Annotated in this window: 16 protein-coding genes; 9 read left to right on the forward strand and 7 right to left on the reverse strand. The window is 45.4% G+C overall.

What is annotated here, in order from left to right; all coding sequences use genetic code 11:
* Positions 1 to 108 precede the first annotated feature (108 nt).
* Positions 109 to 669, reverse strand: coding sequence for an HdeD family acid-resistance protein (locus ACHUFM_RS15830; protein WP_394183400.1), 561 nt, complete (start codon positions 667 to 669; stop codon positions 109 to 111).
* A 163-nt stretch (positions 670 to 832) separates the two neighbouring features.
* The gene (locus ACHUFM_RS15835; RefSeq protein ID WP_063332957.1) at positions 833 to 1690 is read right to left on the reverse strand and encodes a LysR substrate-binding domain-containing protein; all 858 of its coding nucleotides are present in this window, start codon (positions 1688 to 1690) and stop codon (positions 833 to 835) included.
* 123 nt (positions 1691 to 1813) lie between these two features.
* On the opposite strand from ACHUFM_RS15835, the gene ACHUFM_RS15840 reads away from it, so the two are divergent.
* From ACHUFM_RS15840 to ACHUFM_RS15860, 5 genes are all read left to right on the forward strand, one after another.
* Positions 1814 to 2728, forward strand: coding sequence for a DMT family transporter (locus ACHUFM_RS15840; RefSeq protein WP_394183402.1), 915 nt, complete (start codon positions 1814 to 1816; stop codon positions 2726 to 2728).
* A gap of 350 nt (positions 2729 to 3078) precedes the next feature.
* Entirely contained in the window at positions 3079 to 3963 is an 885-nt protein-coding gene (locus tag ACHUFM_RS15845; RefSeq protein WP_394183404.1) for a helix-turn-helix domain-containing protein, read from the forward strand.
* Between the two features lie 202 nt (positions 3964 to 4165).
* The gene (locus ACHUFM_RS15850; protein WP_394183405.1) at positions 4166 to 5428 is read left to right on the forward strand and encodes an MFS transporter; all 1263 of its coding nucleotides are present in this window, start codon (positions 4166 to 4168) and stop codon (positions 5426 to 5428) included.
* A gap of 27 nt (positions 5429 to 5455) precedes the next feature.
* Complete coding sequence (locus ACHUFM_RS15855) at positions 5456 to 7498, forward strand: TonB-dependent receptor (protein WP_394183407.1); 2043 nt, start codon at positions 5456 to 5458, stop codon at positions 7496 to 7498.
* Positions 7499 to 7594: 96 nt separating this feature from the next.
* The gene (locus tag ACHUFM_RS15860) at positions 7595 to 8743 is read left to right on the forward strand and encodes a siderophore-interacting protein (RefSeq protein ID WP_394183409.1); all 1149 of its coding nucleotides are present in this window, start codon (positions 7595 to 7597) and stop codon (positions 8741 to 8743) included.
* Positions 8744 to 8808: 65 nt separating this feature from the next.
* Here ACHUFM_RS15860 and ACHUFM_RS15865 read toward each other — a convergent pair whose 3' ends face one another.
* Positions 8809 to 9405, reverse strand: a complete 597-nt coding sequence (locus ACHUFM_RS15865) for a hypothetical protein (RefSeq protein ID WP_394183411.1) — start codon at positions 9403 to 9405, stop codon at positions 8809 to 8811.
* Between the two features lie 107 nt (positions 9406 to 9512).
* Here ACHUFM_RS15865 and ACHUFM_RS15870 point away from each other — a divergent pair, with 107 nt between their 5' ends.
* Positions 9513 to 10049: a TetR/AcrR family transcriptional regulator gene (locus ACHUFM_RS15870; protein ID WP_394183412.1), complete on the forward strand. Its 537-nt coding sequence runs from the start codon at positions 9513 to 9515 to the stop codon at positions 10047 to 10049.
* 59 nt (positions 10050 to 10108) lie between these two features.
* Here ACHUFM_RS15870 and ACHUFM_RS15875 read toward each other — a convergent pair whose 3' ends face one another.
* Both ACHUFM_RS15875 and ACHUFM_RS15880 read right to left on the reverse strand, forming a co-directional pair.
* A complete protein-coding gene (locus ACHUFM_RS15875; RefSeq protein WP_394183414.1) occupies positions 10109 to 10423 on the reverse strand; it encodes a helix-turn-helix domain-containing protein in 315 nt (104 codons plus the stop codon).
* Positions 10424 to 10566: 143 nt separating this feature from the next.
* Positions 10567 to 10908, reverse strand: a complete 342-nt coding sequence (locus tag ACHUFM_RS15880; RefSeq protein WP_113872964.1) for a zinc ribbon domain-containing protein YjdM — start codon at positions 10906 to 10908, stop codon at positions 10567 to 10569.
* Between the two features lie 181 nt (positions 10909 to 11089).
* On the opposite strand from ACHUFM_RS15880, the gene ACHUFM_RS15885 reads away from it, so the two are divergent.
* Genes ACHUFM_RS15885 through ACHUFM_RS15895 form a run of 3 tightly spaced genes read left to right on the forward strand, consistent with a single transcriptional unit; the run spans position 11090 to position 15477 of the window.
* On the forward strand, positions 11090 to 12403 hold the full coding sequence (locus ACHUFM_RS15885) for a DASH family cryptochrome (RefSeq protein ID WP_394183416.1): 1314 nt from the start codon (positions 11090 to 11092) through the stop codon (positions 12401 to 12403).
* Positions 12404 to 12451: 48 nt separating this feature from the next.
* A complete protein-coding gene (locus ACHUFM_RS15890; RefSeq protein WP_394183418.1) occupies positions 12452 to 13930 on the forward strand; it encodes a cryptochrome/deoxyribodipyrimidine photo-lyase family protein in 1479 nt (492 codons plus the stop codon).
* The gene (locus tag ACHUFM_RS15895) at positions 13927 to 15477 is read left to right on the forward strand and encodes a cryptochrome/photolyase family protein (RefSeq protein ID WP_394183419.1); all 1551 of its coding nucleotides are present in this window, start codon (positions 13927 to 13929) and stop codon (positions 15475 to 15477) included. Before ACHUFM_RS15890 ends, ACHUFM_RS15895 begins: the two co-directional genes overlap by 4 nt.
* A gap of 10 nt (positions 15478 to 15487) precedes the next feature.
* On the opposite strand, the gene ACHUFM_RS15900 is transcribed toward ACHUFM_RS15895, so the two are convergent.
* Positions 15488 to 16006 carry a glycine cleavage system transcriptional repressor gene (locus ACHUFM_RS15900; RefSeq protein ID WP_394183421.1) on the reverse strand — a complete coding sequence of 173 codons (519 nt, stop codon included), beginning with the start codon at positions 16004 to 16006 and terminating at the stop codon, positions 15488 to 15490.
* Between the two features lie 74 nt (positions 16007 to 16080).
* A complete protein-coding gene (locus ACHUFM_RS15905) occupies positions 16081 to 17310 on the reverse strand; it encodes an MFS transporter (RefSeq protein WP_394183423.1) in 1230 nt (409 codons plus the stop codon).
* Positions 17311 to 17344: the final 34 nt, after the last annotated feature.

A 17344-nucleotide genomic window follows, 5' to 3' on the forward strand; every position in this document is an offset into this window, starting at 1 on the left:
TTTAAATTCTCTGTGATATTTGGACATAAAAAGACCCCCAGTAATTGGAATGTCCAACTATTGGGGGTCAGTTCATTGACTGTGTCGCCCTTTTTTTATGAATACTAATTAATGGCGATACGCTCTCACTAATGCCAATAGACCAAAACCGTTGATGATCAGATTAACACCGACGATGACGCTTAAAAAAATAGGGGCGGCTTTCGGTAAATCCCACAGCATAAGTAAGGCTATGGCGAGAGATAAGATCGCCGACACCGCAACCATGGTGCGATAGCTGCCGGTTAGCTTCCCTGTGAAGAGGCGAATGAGTTTAATCGCGCCATCCACACCAAAAATGATTGCCATGATTAAACCTAAACTGATCACACCGCTTAGAGGGTTGGTTAACAGAATAAAGGCGATGAGAGCAAAGATGAGTCCACTCACCACATCATAGGTAAAACCGCGCCATTGACGCATAAAAAAAGCATGAGCAAAGCTGGCCACGGCGGCAATAAACAATGTCCAGCCTAGGATTTTTTCAATGCCTAAGGCAAACGTCGTTGGCGCGAGCAAAGCATAAAAGCCCAATACTATAAAAACACCTGCGATGATTTTCAGCATGGTTTGATGTTTTTGAATCGCTTGCTTAAGCAGTTCACTTGGCGAATAAAAATCGACTGACATGACAAATTCCTTCTTCCGTTTAGACATCAATGAATTAAGTTGACTAAAATTCAGTCTAACAAGTCACCTAGATAATGACCATGTGAGGCCATGCAGGAATAGTTGAAACTTTATGAATCAATTTAGACCTGCTTTCATCGTTTTCCTTTAACACACCACCTTGTTACGATTTTTTCTGGCTCGTTGCCAGCACAACAAAGGCACTAATGGCACTGGTAGGGTTATCTTTACGTGCGACTAAATAGGTCGTGGCTTTAGCAATATCTTCATCCACATGACGATAGGCTAAACCATCCGTTTTATGCAATGCGAGTAAAGACTTAGGCACCATACCAATGCCCATACCTGCAATCACACAACCAAGCATTGTGTAATGACTGGGGATTTCAATTACCCGCTCACAAGTACGAGCTTGTCGTTTCAACCATTTTTCCAAGCGATGACGATAGGAGCACCCCTTGTTGTAACCCACCATGGTTAATACATTGGGCAATTCTTCGACGACTGACCAAGCCTCAGGCATGATTAAAACCAACTCTTCTTCATAGCAAGGATGGCAGATTAATCTCGGATCATCGGGAGGGTCAGACACCATGGCAAGATCCAACTCACCATCCAACACTTTTTCGACCAATGGCATGGACGCAGCCGTCATTAACTCAATCTGAACTTGTGGGTAAGTCGTGTGGTAATCCGTTAATAAGCTCGGCAAACGCGACGCCGCACTGCTTTCCATAGAGCCTAAACGAAATAGCCCTGATGGTTCTTGGTGCGTCAATTCGGCAATCGCTTGCTTTTGCAACTGTAGTATTTTATCTGTGTAGTCCAACAATCTAAGACCGGCAGAGGTCACAGAAAGACGATTGTGTTCACGTAAGAATAACCCCACATTCAGTTCCGCTTCCAATTTTTTCAGCCGTGCCGTGACGTTAGACGGCACACGATGCAGTGCCTCAGCAGCACGAGTGACCCCTTTATGCTCCACCACCGCTTTGAACACAATTAGATCTGAAATCTCCACACGACACCTCTTTTCATTAGATCCCATTCACTTAAAGTGAATGTTATTTTCTTTATTATTCATTATTAATGAACAATAACATAGTCTAGACTGATTAAAAGATAAACAAAATAAGGCATCCACATGAGCAACACACGCACGCCCCCTTTATCGATTGCAGGCATTGGCTATGCACTCACCGCGGTCGCAATTTGGACGGGCTTTATCTTGGTTTCGAAGGCGGGTTCACTGGCGGCACTGGCATTACCCGATATGATGATGGTTCGGTTCGGTACCGCATTTATCTTATTTTCCCCTTTCATTTGGCAACATCGTCATACTATTTTTCAATGGCGTATGTTGGCATTAGGCAGCATTGGTGGACTCGCGTACGCGTTGTCTGTATTCAATGGTTTTGACCATGCGCCCGCCACCCATGCGGCATTATTACTGCCTGGCCTAATGCCTATCATGATTGCCGTATTTGCGTACTTTCTGGCAAATGAACGCCATGGGAATGCCGCTTGGTTTGGCATATTACTCAGCAGCCTAGGCATTGTCGCACTCATATCAGAAACCCTAATGACCGGAGCCCCTTATTGGATTGGCGATGTGAGCTTTATCCTTGCGTGCGTATTCTGGGGCATTTTTACCGTGTTATTACGCCGATGGAAATTTGCGCCATGGCAAGCGACACTCGGCATTATTGCGGTGACAACTTGTTTATTCACCCCAATTTATGGTTTCTTTCTACCACACCAGATCACTCAAGCGTCCTGGGAAATGATTGGCCTACAGGCATTTTATCAAGGAGTGATGGCAACGACGGTGCAAATGGTGTGTTATGGTCGAGCAGTGCACTTAATCGGCGCCACCAGAATGGGCAGTCTGATGGCATTAGTACCCGTATTTGCTAGTGCCTTAGCGGTCCCCTTATTTGGAGAAAATTGGACCATAGGACTAAGCATTGCTTTGACATGTATTTTGCTAGGCACCTTAATTGGGAATGCTCCAATCCATATGCTACGCCGTAAATTTAGCCGTAAATATATTGTTTAATGCATTTCAAAGGTGCAGGAAGGGAGATTGCCAACCTGTAATAAAAACGGAAAGGGGATACCAACATCCCCTATAATCTCATGACTATTGACTAGATAAAGCCTAGCAACGATTCCGTTTCCGTGTGTCCCGCCATAATGCAATCAACACCGACTTCGTTTTCACCTAGAAAGAAACCTAATCTAGCGTTTAACTCCTAAAAAAAACGCAACCACAGCGCGTACCACCCGCCCTCTTAACCAGAACAAAAGATTATTGAAAATAACCTTCGCAATTGATAATGATTATTAATAGTATAAACATTATCTGTTGTTAGTCTCGCTAACACGACTTTTTGTAGGAGAAACATCGTGTCTTTTCATTCTGTTGAGCAAATTGCGACGTTTGAACAATTTAATTTAGATTTCGATCCATCAAGTTGGGTACGGACGGTTAACCACCATTTTGATGAAGAGACTTCCATTGTGAATGTTCACCAACCTGGCCTGTATATTTCTATGATTGGTAAGTGCCAGTGCCAAACATTAAACAAAGGCATGGACAGACAAAAAGACTACAGTCATAACTACATGGTAGCGTTAGTGGACGAATCATGCCCTTCCTATATGAACTTTCCAAGCGACAGTAACTGGCAAACCTTTTCCATCCATTTGTCCCTGGAGCACCTAGGGAAAAGAAGCATCCTGCCTGAATTAACAACCAATGTGCCGCACAATGTTCCTCAGGTACGTTTAGCAGAAGCTGGTCCGATTCCAGTGGACATACTGCAATGTTGCGAAGTGGTTTGGAATTGCGAGTTACAAGGATTTGAACGAGAACTGTTTATTAAAGCCAAAGCACAAGAAGTGCTGGCCTTGTTTCTTCATCAACATCGTCTAAAAAACCAAGCCACCCAGAACACACGTATCGACCAATTAAATCATGCTTTAAACCACATACAGATGAACTTACAATTAGACTGGCCATTGTCCGCTGTGGCACGCCTCGCAGGCAGTAATCGTACTTATGTCAAGCAAGACATCAAACAACTACTGGGCATGAGCTTTCGCGACTGGTTACGTAAAACCCGTATCGAAACGGCTCAAAAACGACTCGCTAGCAGCCAACCCATCACCGACATTGCTCACGATGTCGGCTTCAAAAGCCAAGCACACTTTGCCACCTTGTTTAAAAGCGAAGTGGGTGTTACTCCAAGTGAATATCGCCAAGCGCTGTGCATACGACATTCAGCCTAAGCTTTTTTCCGTTTTCAAAAGTGACATGTCTGCTTTCGAAAGAATGCTTTCCTTTTCCTCGATAGACTTTCTAAAACGTCTTAGTTGGCTTGTCTCTTTCCCTCAGAAGTTTACTTCGACTGTTAATCCCTTATGCAAACGCCACCTATGTCGCACTCTTGCGCCTTAATGATTTGCATAAGATGACCATTAGGATTCGTTCATGAAAAGCAGCCATTACCCTTGGTTCATGTTAGCCAGCACTTATGTGACGCAATATATAGGCGTCGCCTTTATCCTTTCTGCGGCCGTTGCGATCTTGCGCCAGCAGGGCGCTGAACTGGATCAATTGGCGCTCTTAAACCTCGCCGTATTGCCGCTTGCAGGTAAAGTTTTCTATGCCCCAATAATTGACAAATTTCACGTAAACTTACGATATATATGTTTAGTAAATCTACAAGGTAGATACAGAAGTTGGCTCATACTCGCGCAAGGATCCATGGCATTATTGCTTGTATTAGCGGGCGCGTTAGACTTCGAAACCCAATTTAGTGGGATATTGCTGGTATTGGCTTGTTATGTTTTCTTCATGAGCATACAAGACGTGTCGATTGATGGACTCTCTTGCAAATTATTTGATGCTGACACCCGTAAGTTCGCTAACAGTGTGCAGTTTTCAGGGAACCTACTCGGTAACATCATTGGTGGTGGTGTGATTCTCATGCTTTACCCTTGGCTAGAGTGGCAAGGATCTTTATGGTTGTTGGCTGGATTGACCGCCCTATCCCTTGTGCAAATGCTGTTCTTTAAAGAGCCAGACCAAGCGGCTGAACCAGCACAACAAAACGAAAGCGGCCAACACCTTCTTAAAGACATTAAAGCGTTCATTCTAAAACACAAACGTTGGTTTCTACTATTGAGCTTGTACCCAATTGGCTCAACCTGTGGATTCGCACTACTCAACCCGCTTCTTGTCGATCTAGGCTGGCCACTCGATGAGATTGGCTTCGTAATGAAAATTTACGGTTCTATCATAGGTCTCTTTTCAGCGCTGCTTGCGACACCACTGATTAATAAAATTGGCCGCTTAAATGCCCTGGTGACGGTGACGTTTATACAATTCACTTCTCTGATATTTGTGCTGTGTCTAACATTAGGCGCCACCAGTAAAGTCATGGTTTATGCTGCCATTACCTTACATTTCATTAGTTTTCCAGCGATGCTGGTGGTGTCTTCCACCATCATGATGGACAAAGCCGCACTCACGTTAAGAAAAGCCACCTTCTTCACGCTTCAGTTTAGCGTGGCATCTCTACTTGGCTTCGCTTATTCCGCAGCCAGTCTGGCTCTAGCAAAGCCACTGCAATACAGCGGTGTTGTGGCTGGCGGAGCGGTCATCACACTACTCGTCGCCTGTATTATTCGCCCACTACTAAAAGACAGTCTCATGCAGGCTTCTTCGCCATACAGTCATACCACTCGTTAGCCATATTTCATAAAAGGAAAACATTCAATGTCGAATAAGATACAAATGTCTCTTCACAGCCCTTACAAGCTCACCTTGATCGCCGTATCGGTTATTAGCGCCATGATGATTCAGCCTACCTTCGCGGCTGAAGTGGATCTCGACACCATCGTCATCACAGGTGAAAAGATGGATAAGGACTTAAAAGATACCATCACCGCCGTCACGGTAATGACGTCTGCTGACCTTGAAACAGGCGAAACAAAACAAGCTAAAGACATCGCGACACAAGCACCCAACGTCATTCCTGGCTCCTTTGGTAACATTAACGTTCGAGGTATTTCTGGTGGTGGCGCTGCGACCGGTGGTCTGGCGTTGATCACTGGCTCTCGTGCTCGAGTGGCCACCGTGGTTGACGGTACGCCTCAAGACTGGTCGGGGTACAATTTTTCGCCTATCGGTTTATGGGATGCTCAACAAGTGGAAGTGTTACGTGGACCACAATCCACAACACAAGGGGCTAGCGCAATAGCAGGCGCTCTTGTTATCAATACCAATGATCCAACCTTTGAAAGTGAAGCGGCGGTCCAAGCGGGTGTAGAAAGCTACAAAAATGGCAACCTAAAATACAATGTGGCGGCCATGTCTTCTGGCGCCCTCATTGAAGATGAATTGGCGTATCGTATCGCCATCGATGAGACCAAAGGGGAAGGCTGGCTGAACTATGATACCAATGGCTATGACGACACGCCGAACTTAAGCGAATCAGAGAGCCTTAATATTCGAGGCAAACTCCTCTGGCAACCAGCTAGTATCCCAGAGCTCTCCGCAAAATTGACCGTCAACCATCATAAAAACGACGGTGAACACATCCGCTTCGCCAGTAATACAGAAGAAGGCATTGATAGCCAAACGCTTACCTTGGACAGCGGAACCATTTCTCGCCAACAAGATTCAACGGACCAATCCATTGCACTGGATGTGGATTACCAAATCCGTAGCGGCCTAACCAACTCACTGCACATCAGTCATAGCAATTCAGATTTATACGCCGATGGCTATTCCGTTGCAACCGCCACTAACACATATGACATTCAACAAGATACTAGCTCATTAGAAAACCGACTGATCTTTAACGATCAGCAATCTGACTGGTCCGGTGTGTTAGGGCTTTATGCTTCTAGCAAAGATTCTGTGATTGATGCTACACAAGGTGCCTTGAACATTGATACCAGTTACACGACGAATACCACCGCAGCCTATGGCGAAACCATGTATGCCTTATCCAACCTAACCCAAGCCAGCCTAGGATTACGCATCGAGCGTGAAGACGTTGATAAAATAGGCTCTTTCTTTGGACGCAGCGATGTAAACCAAGACCTAGACCAAACTCACTACCTGCCTAAGATCGGCCTTACTCATGCCATTTCAGACACCACCACGCTTGGGGCAAGCATTCGCAAAGGCTATAGCCCTTCTGGTACTGGTATTAATACATCAACAAATGAAGCTTATGAATTCGACAGTGAAGCCGTGACAGCCTTCGAGATCAGCAGTAAGAGCCTCTTTGCCAACGGCACTCGATTAAACGCTAACCTTTTCTATAATGACTACACGGACTATCAAGCCGCAAGTGGTTTTACCGTCGTCAATGTTGATGCGGCCCATACTTATGGCTTCGAACTGGAAACCAGCACTTGGTTGACGAACAACTTTGAATTACGTGGCTCCGTTGGTTTATTGCGCTCCGAGATCGATAAAAATGATAGCAATGAAGGCAATCAGTTATCCGGTGCACCAGAAACCAACATTGGATTAGGTTTCACACAATACCTAGGTGACCATTGGTCATTCGGTGCTGATGCAAATTATGTTAGCCAGTATTACTCTACTCTTGATAACAGTGAAGCCAATGAAGCAGGCAATCACACTCTTCTTGATGCTCGTGCTCAATATCTTTTAGGGGATTTGACCATAACAGGCTATGTTAAAAACCTTACAGACGAAGACGTAGTGTATTACCGTGAAGGGACCATCGCGACCGTTGGGCAAACTCGTACCATTGGTATCAGTGCTCTGTACCGTTTATAGTCCCCAACCATTAATCACAACAACATAACTCACCATAGGGGCTTGCTTGCCCCTATGGTTATTTAAAGTATTCGCCACCAGCTCACCAGAGGTAACATGGAATCACGTTCCCCCATCCAAGACCTAGATCACAAACTCGACATCCTTGAACACGTTAATCAAGATCACAGTGAAGAAGTATTGGCCATCGCCGAAAGCCATGTAAGCCGCTCATTAAAGATAGTGTCAGCTAAGATTGTGGATCTCTTTGAAGAAGGGGTTTTGATTCAAGCTAACACCTTAGAAGCAAAGCCATCAGAAGACAGCACGTCAGAGAGTCAGCAGGACATTTTTGCGCCGTTTGTCATCAACGGTAGTCTGGAAGATAAAATTTTATACCTTGCCTATGCTGCGATTGTAAAACAAGGCCGTGATTTTAGCGGTACGGGGAAACGCTTTTTTGAAGTCATCAATACACAAAAGGTCACGCCAAACATCACTCGATTAACGCTGAAATCTTCAACGCCTTTACCAGATTACTATCCAGGCCACGCCTTTGCTTTTGTGTTAAAAAGTTTGCAGAAGCAACCTGAGTTAGTGGCCTCATCTCAAGGTAAAAAATCTTGGCAAAAAAATCTATTTGACCGAGCCTTTATCTGGCTAATGAAACATCTCTCCACTAAGCATCGTCAAAAACTCCTAATGAGCGCTAATAAGGACGTACGTCTTTACACCCTGCGTAACGCTTGGCAATCAGAAGGGTCTGACTTTATTGATCAAGCGCATGTTGATGTTTTCACCCATGGCAACACGGCCGGCAGTCAGTGGGTAAAAAGCCTTAGCAAAGGTGATATTATTTCCAGTCGTTCAGAAGCAAAAGACAAACACCCACATTTGCATCAAGGGCAAGCATTACTCGTCGCTGACGAAACAGCCTACCCAGCACTTGCCGGCATTTTAGAGCAGTGGCAGAACCCCATCACACCTTACATCATCCTACTCAGCGAGAAAGCAACGGAACAAGCGTATTTTAAGGTCACGGACTTGCCTGATGGTGCTCACATAGAACGCCTTGTTTGCGCTCCTCAACAACAAGGGGAAAAGGTGTTAGCCGCTCTGGATAACGTCACTAACATTGATGCTGTTTGGGCGGCTTTTGAATCCGATTCAGCCAAACAAGTTCGTCATTTTTTACGCAACGAACGAAACGTGACGGGAAAGAACAATCACACCAAAGCTTATTGGCGCTTAAACGTGAAACGATGATCTAGAAACCGACAGGACGAATTTAAACACATCCTTTGCCCTGTCGGATAAAACCCATGCCATGATCACAGTTCGCTATTAGGTCGATATGGCTCTTCATGCGGTAAATGGCTAACCAACAGCTTGCAATAAAAGAGTGGTAAAAACCATTCCATTCCTTCTGGCTGAGCCAAACCATACAGCGACATCAAAAACGCAACACTGTATAACGCCATGGCAACAGGCCTCTGCAAATACAAACTCGTCATTAAAATAATCAAGGCCGACACCACTAGATAAACCCCCGCGATCATGAACCAAACCCAATCAAACGACAGAAAAAAATACGCCACTAAAAACAGCTGTAGAAAATGCAACAAGATAAATTTCATATGATGATGGATTGATTGACCCGTTCGGTGATACCAGCGTTTTGCGGTCGAGGTGGCGTTGGTGATAATCCCGCCAGATATGTCTAACGCCAACAAGCCACATATAAACAATTGCAGACCATCCCATTCAGGCATTTTTAGCATGGCATACACGACAGCAACACACGCTGCCACCACAGATAATAGAGTTTGCAAAAGCACTTCCGCTGATGTCGCACCAGGTCCAATAAATCGATCTATCGAGCCAGCCAAGCCACGCCTGATTGGCGGATAATTCCAATTAATACGCATGATATTGTCTCCTTTCATTTCATAGACCAAGTGGACTATAAAAATAGCAGCTTGCTTAATGCTTTGCCATTATTTTATAGTCCGAATGGACGAATAAAGAGGTTTTTATGCCAAAGATCATTGATCATCAAGCACACCGACAGCTTATTGTTTCGAAAGCTTGCCATGTTTTCTTAGCACATGGCTACTCACAACTTGGCATGCGGCAACTCGCAAAAGAACTCGGGGTTTCGAAAAGTGCTCTGTATCATTACTTTGCCAGTAAAGAGTCTCTTTTCACCGCGTGCATTGAGTACATCACATCAGAAGACATGGCGTTTTCTCCCTGCCCATCAAACGCCAACCATGAAGCGCGACTTGACGCCCTACTTGAGGTAATACAGCACATTGATGAGCGCTTTAGAGGGGAGCTTAATTTGGTAATGGATTTCACCAGAGGAATGACAGCAGAGCAAATTCAGCACAACCAACACATGAAACTAGTGGAAAAAAAATATCTGGATCTCGTGGCAGGATACGTAGGGGAAACAAACGCCAGACAAGCTTACGTTATTTTGCTTGGTAGCCTACTCGGAAGAGTACTGAACGGGAATGAAACATCATGGCAGATAATCAAAAGCTGGTTACGTCCCTTGGTCGAGTAAAGCTTATTGCGGTGCCTTGTTCAGCAATATCGCCCCAAAGACAAGCATTTATGAACACGCTAGCGTTCGGTTTTGCCAACCAATAAATAGCAAGCCACATGAGGTTCGATCGGTGCCAAGCTAGCTTGAACCCCAAAGGGCTCAAAAACCTTATTGATAATAGCTTGCGCTGGACTCCCCTTGTCTGACTCTATATCCGTTAAAGTACGACGGCTCACGCCAACTGTCTCCGCAAATTCACCTTGCGAGATCCCCAAAAATTGTTTGCGGAGGTACTTCAGTAGCTGCCCTTGGCTCAGCTCTCCCAGCATGTGTTGCCTAAGCAGATCAATGAGCAAATTCTGTTTCTGTTCGTCTGTTAAAGTCGATTTCACATCAAGCCCCCAATGCGCAATTTTATGCTCAAAATATAGTCCACTCTGAACAAATGGGAAAATAATTGCTCACTTTATTCTTCAGAAATAAAAAATGAGCATTATTATGCCCATTTTAAAAATAAGTTTGCTGCCTAAAGTAATTAGGCTGACGCTTTTTTCACAAACTGAGATTTCAACATCATGTCACCCGCACCATCCACTTTACAATCAATATCATGATCGCCATCGACTAAGCGTTTGATGGTCGCTTTAGTACCAATCTTAAGCACCTGTGATGACCCTTTCACTTTCAGATCTTTTGCCAGGGTTACCTTGTCGCCTTCTTGCAACTGCTTACCGGAAGCATCTTTGATGATCAAAGCATCTTCGTCCACTTCCACTTCATTTGGGTTCCATTCATGGGCACATTCAGGACAGATCAACATGGCCTGATCTTCATAAACATACTCGGAATTACATTTAGGGCAATTTGGCAAACTCATACTTGTTAAGACCTTACATTTGACATAATAAATTTCGCTGCATTATACCCCCATTTTTACTAAGGTTTTTATTTGTCAGTAAAAATTCCTTTTTTTATGTCCTTCTACTCCTTAAAAAGCAATCCAAACAACCTCTCTCTGCGTATCGAAATTACACGTTAGGTGAGGGTATGGGATGAAAATGGGATTGGTATGGTTCGGCAATGACTTGCGTTACACTGACCAAAAAATGTTATGGCGAGCGGCACAAGAAGTGGATCAATTGGTGTGTGTGTATTGTGATGCGCCTGAATACAAACGCCCAACACGCTATGCAACCCAAGGCATGTCCACCCAACGTCGTCGCTTTTTATTACAAGGCTTGGACAATCTTGCCAAGGAACTAGAAGCTTTGGGGCAAATTCTCTATGTTAGCCAACTGGACCCCATCAACAGTCTGACCCTAATACTGAACGAACTGCCCATCTCTCATGTTTTTTTGAATCATCATGGCGGCTGGAATGAACAAGCCAGCTTACGCCAGCTAGCAAAAACTTTCTCTGATGTGCAATTTCATATTGATCATGGCCAAACTCTGTTTGAGCCTTGGCAGTTTCCTTTTAGCGTTGCGGATCTACCGTCCACCTTTTCTAAATTTCGCCGTATCGTTGAATCCATGGACATTGCTGAGCCGATGCCAAAAGTACAAGAATTGCCCACGGCGGTGGCTTTCTCTTTGGCTCAAATCGCGCCTTGGCAAGCGCAAGATGAATCATCACAAGGGCCTTTTATTGGCGGTGAAGATGCAGCAAAGCAGCAATTAACCGACTATTTCACCACAGACTTGCCCAAACATTATAAAGAAGTCCGTAACGCCTTATCTGGTTGGGAAAACTCGACTAAATTTTCTGTTTGGTTAGCACAAGGTAGCCTTTCGCCAAGGCAAATCTTGGCGTCATTACGCCAATACGAAGCAGACCGTGGCGCCAACGAATCGACCTACTGGATTTACTTTGAGCTTTTGTGGCGCGAATATTTCCATTGGTATGCTGCTTGCCACGGCAAACATTTGTTCATGCCTCATGGCGTTGCCAAACAGGCTCCTAAGCTGTCTTATTATCCCGAACGCTTCCGCAAATGGTGCCAAGGCAACACACCTTACCCCATCGTCAATGCCTGTATGAAGCAACTCAATCAAACCGGTTTCATGAGCAATCGCGGTCGTCAATTGGTTGCCAGTTGTTTGATTTACGAATTGGGTGTGGACTGGCGTTATGGGGCGGCCTATTTTGAGCAACAACTCATTGATTATGATGTGGGTTCAAACTGGGGAAACTGGCAATACATTGCGGGGGTTGGTGCTGACCCTCGCGGAGGCCGTCGATTTAATCTCGACAAACAAACCGCCCAATACGATCCTGACGGTGCATTCATCCGTCAATGGCAAGGTGATCACTTTGACCACCAGTTGGATTCTGTTGATGCGGCAGACTGGCCTCTGTACCCAACCTCTTAACCATTCATGACTCAAGCAGCTTCACAGGACACAACTCAAGCTCCGGTCGTGGTGTGGTTTAAACGTGATCTACGCTTAACCGACCACGAGCCTTTACAACAGGCCATCAACAGCCAGCGTCCAATCATTTTGTTTTATGTGTTTGAACCAAGTTTGGTCGCTGACGAACACTATGATGAACGCCACTGGCGCTTTGTATGGCAGTCCTTAATGGACATGCAAACTCAGCTAACACCTCACCAAGCCAAGCTCTACATTGATTATCAAGAAGCGTTAGCAGCCTTAACAAGCCTTCACCAAACAACCTCCTTTCAGGCGTTATACAGCAGTGAAGAGATTGGCTTAGGACGGACTTTTGAACGGGATATTGCCGTAAAAAAATGGTGCCAAGAGGCGCAAATAAGCTGGCATGAGTTCCCCACTGGCGCCGTGATTCGAGGTTTAAAAAACCGAGAAGCTTGGGACAAGGCTTGGCAACAAATCATGCGACAACCCATTGCAGAAACGGCACTGGAACAGGCCAACTGGTATCCGATAGACACACCCAAGGTAACGGTTCCGGATACTTGGCAAACTAGCCAAAAGGGCATGCAAACCGGTGGCAGCACTCTTGCCTGGCAAACCCTCGCCAGCTTCTATGAAAAACGAGGGCAATATTATTATTGCTCCTTATCCAGCCCACTAACCAGTCGCTCAGCTTGTACGCGACTTTCACCCTATTTGGCATGGGGTAACATCAGTCTGCGTGAAATCTATCAAGATCTATTAACTCGCTGGCACACCAAAGGCTGGCGACGCACCTTGATTGCCTTGAGTTCACGACTGCATTGGCATTGCCATTTTATGCAAAAGTTTGAAAGCGAATGCCGCATGGAATTTCAACCCGTGAATCAGGCTTATCAGGTTTTTCCTTATCGCCAAGACGAGCAGGTCGGGGGCGATTTTGAACGCTGGTATCTTGGCAATACTGGCTATCCAATGATCGATGCTTGTATGCGCGCATTGCACACGACTGGATACATCAACTTTCGTATGCGTGCCATGCTGGTGAGCTTTCTTTGTCACCACATGAATCTGGATTGGCGAATGGGCGTGAAGCCATTAGCGAGACTATTCCTCGACTTTGAACCCGGCATTCATTATCCACAGTTTCAGATGCAGGCCTCGGTGACAGGGACCAATACCATTCGCATTTATAACCCGGTGAAACAGTCACAGGAGCAAGATCCAGAGGGCGACTTTATTCGTCGCTGGGTACCTGAATTGAGTCAGGTGCCTGCACCACTGATCCACACCCCATGGCAAATGTCCTCAATGGAGGAAACCCTCTATGACTGCCAACTTGGCAGCGACTATCCGCAACCTATACTCAATTTAGAAGAGGCAGCCAAATCCGCTCGCGATCGCCTTTGGGGGTTTCGAAAGTTGCCAGAAGTGCGCATAGAAAAACAACGAATATTAGCCACTCATGTTCGTTCGCCTAATAGTAAAACCAAGAGCAAAACTCAAAACAAGAGGTCTTCATGAGCCAATTTCACACCCTTCGTTTGATATTGGGCGATCAGCTCAATGCCAACCACACTTGGTTTAAACAAACCGATTCTGGTGTGTTGTATCTGATTGCCGAATTGCACTCTGAAACCCATTATGTGAAACACCACATCCAAAAGATCACCGCCTTCTTTTTGGCCATGCAGGGTTTTGCGAATGCCTTGCAGCAAGCAGGACATAAGGTCTGCCATCTCACTTTGGACGATACAAAAGGGCTCAGCCTAAGCGACTTGCTGACACAGCAAGCAGACAAAATAGGTGCACAGACCATTCAACTCCAAAGACCGGATGAATACCGCTTACTCAGTCAGTTAGAAAGCTTTCAAAGCACCACGACTCTTAACATTGAATGGTTTGATAGTGAGCATTTTTTGCTGCCTTTTGCAGAAATTTCAACTCATTTCAAAGCTAAGCACAGTGTGCGCATGGAACACTTCTATCGCAAAATGCGTAAGCGCTTTGATGTTTTAATGACCCCAGAAGGTCAACCAGAAGGCGGCAAATGGAATTATGACGCGAACAATCGCAACAAACTGAAAAAGCAGGACTTAGCCCATATACCACAGCCATTGTGTTTTCAGCACCCTGTAGATGAGATTGTTGCGCGCCTCCACCAGCACCAAGTGCCTTGTTTTGGACAAATTGGCTCACACCTTACCTGGCCAGTAACCCGTCGTGAAGCCCATCAATTACTGGATTACTTTTGCCAACACCTGTTAGTCTGTTTTGGTCGCTTTCAAGACGCCATGACAGACCAATCTGAACACGCTTGGAGCCTGTATCATTCACGCTTATCCTTTGCACTCAACAGTAAATTAATTAGCCCAAAGGCCGTCATACAAGCCGCTGTCGCCAAATTTCGCCAAGACCCTCAAATAGACTTAGCGCAAATTGAAGGCTTTGTTAGACAGATCCTTGGTTGGCGCGAGTATGTACGCGGCATGTACTGGATAAACATGCCGGACTATCGCCAACAAAATGCCCTCGACGCTCAGCGAGACTTACCTGAGTATTTTTGGACTGGGGAGACGAAGATGAATTGTTTATCGCACGCCATTCATCAATCCCTCGATTTTGCTTATGCACATCACATTCAACGCCTCATGGTGACAGGCAATTTTTGTCTTCTCACAGGCATTGAGCCCCAGCAAGTAGACGATTGGTATTTGGGCATTTACATCGATGCCATTGAATGGGTGGAGTTACCGAACACTCGTGGCATGAGTCAATTTGCCGACGGCGGTTGGATTGCCTCTAAACCTTACGCAGCAAGTGGCAGCTACATAAATAAAATGAGTGATTATTGCTCGTCCTGCCATTACAAGGTGAAAGAAAAAACAGGCGAACAAGCTTGTCCACTGAACAGCTTATATTGGCGTTTTATGGTCAAACATCGAGACTGGCTGAGTAAGAACCCACGCATTGGCATGATATATGGCAATTGGGATAAGCAAACAGCCGATCAGCGCCAAGCCATATTAGACAGGGCTGATTGGTGTTTGCAACATATTGATTCGCTGTAATAAACCTAGGCTAGCCGAACTGATTAACCGACAACTCCACCATTAAGTCACTGCTGATATTCTCTAATGCCGCTTCTAGCTCTGTTAACGGTAAGTTCGCTGGCACAGACAATACCATATCGGTCTTAAACAACATTTCCGAACTCATCGGAGCAGGTTCACAGCTTGTGGTCAGCTCCTTCACATTCACCATCAAAGAATGCAACACTTGCGATACTTCTTTAACAATGCCTGCTCGGTCATTGCCGACAACAGACAAGGATAATGTCGAGCCTTCTGCCGCTTTGGCAACGGCGGTTTCAACCGTCACATGAAGCCCTAAACTGACCAAACCTTGCAAGGCTTCGATTAGCCCTTGTTGTTCAGCAGGAGGAACCGAGACCGTTAAAATACCAGCAAATTTGTCCGCCAGATGAGCCATACGACTTTCCAACCAATTACCTTGATGACGGGCAATCACATCAGACAAACACTCAACGATACCCGGCTTATCTTCTCCAATAAAACTCAATACAAGATGTTGCGACATATTCGTCTCCGCTGATAATAAATCAATTAAATATAAGGCTTTCCTTAGCATAGGCGAAAGTCCTTGATTCGCCATCATTCAATGTGTTTAGTACCTTGTTGACGATGAAAAAACCAAAAACCTAACAGAGCCGCTAAGGTACCTGAAAAACCACATAATAAAATCGACGCTCTTGCACCGTAATGATCGGCGATAAAGCCAACAATAGGAGCGCCTAACGCCGTCCCGCCAATGGCAATGGCCAACACCACCGCCATGACACGACCGCGATACGCTTTTTCCGTCGCCAACTGCATGTAGGAGGCGGTAGAAGTGGTAAATAATTGAGTACCTAACCCCAGTGCAATCAACATAATGGCAAACAACCAAAAGCTTGGACTCAACGCAACGGCAAAGCAACTCACAGCATAAAATCCTGCCACATACATCATAAAATGAAACGAGGGGGAAGATTTACGACTCGCTGTAATGATTGCTCCTGTAATGGACCCGATCGCCATCATGGACACAAGAAAACCATATTGGTCAGCCTGACCTTCAAACACATGCACCGTCATAGACGATAAGTACACGGGAAAGTTCATCCCAAAACAACAGATTAAAAACGACATAATGCAGATCACCGTCATTTCTCGATGATGCCAAATGTATCGAAAACCATCTAAAAATTTGGCTAAATCTGGGCCTGAAGGTGCGTGTTCAGCCTCAACTTTTGGTAAGCGATGCCTCAATAAATACAAGGCCGTTAACAAGGGTAAAAATGACACCACATTGATCATGAAAACCCAACCACTGCCCACCAAAGCGATCAACATTCCCGCCACAGCGGGCCCGACTAAACGCGCACTATTGAAAGAAACCGCGTTTAACCCAACCGCATTAGACAGCTCTTTTTCACTAACAATATCAGAAACAAAGGCATGGCGAGCGGGCGCATCAAATGCCGCGACGCAACCTAAGCCAAGCGCACACAGACATACTTGCCAGAGTTCAACCTGTGCAGAAAGCACCAATACACCGAGAATAAGGGCCAGTATGGCCATTAGAGATTGCGTCACAAACAACAATTTCCGACGATCCACTCGATCGGCCGTCCAGCCCGTGATGGGCAATAAAAAGATTTGTGGCGCAAATTGCAGAAACACCACTAAACCTACCGCCGCGGCATTTTTATCAGACAATTCTGAGATCACCAACCAATCTTGTGCCGTGCGCTGTAGCCAACCACCAATATTGGAAATAACAGCACCACTGAACCAAAGACGATAATTAGGATTGGCAAGGGATCGAAACGTATTGGGCAACTGGCTCTCCTGAGAAGGGTAAATCATCATTGAT

Source organism: Marinomonas posidonica (assembly GCF_043643765.1).
Lineage (GTDB): Bacteria > Pseudomonadota > Gammaproteobacteria > Pseudomonadales > Marinomonadaceae > Marinomonas > Marinomonas posidonica_A.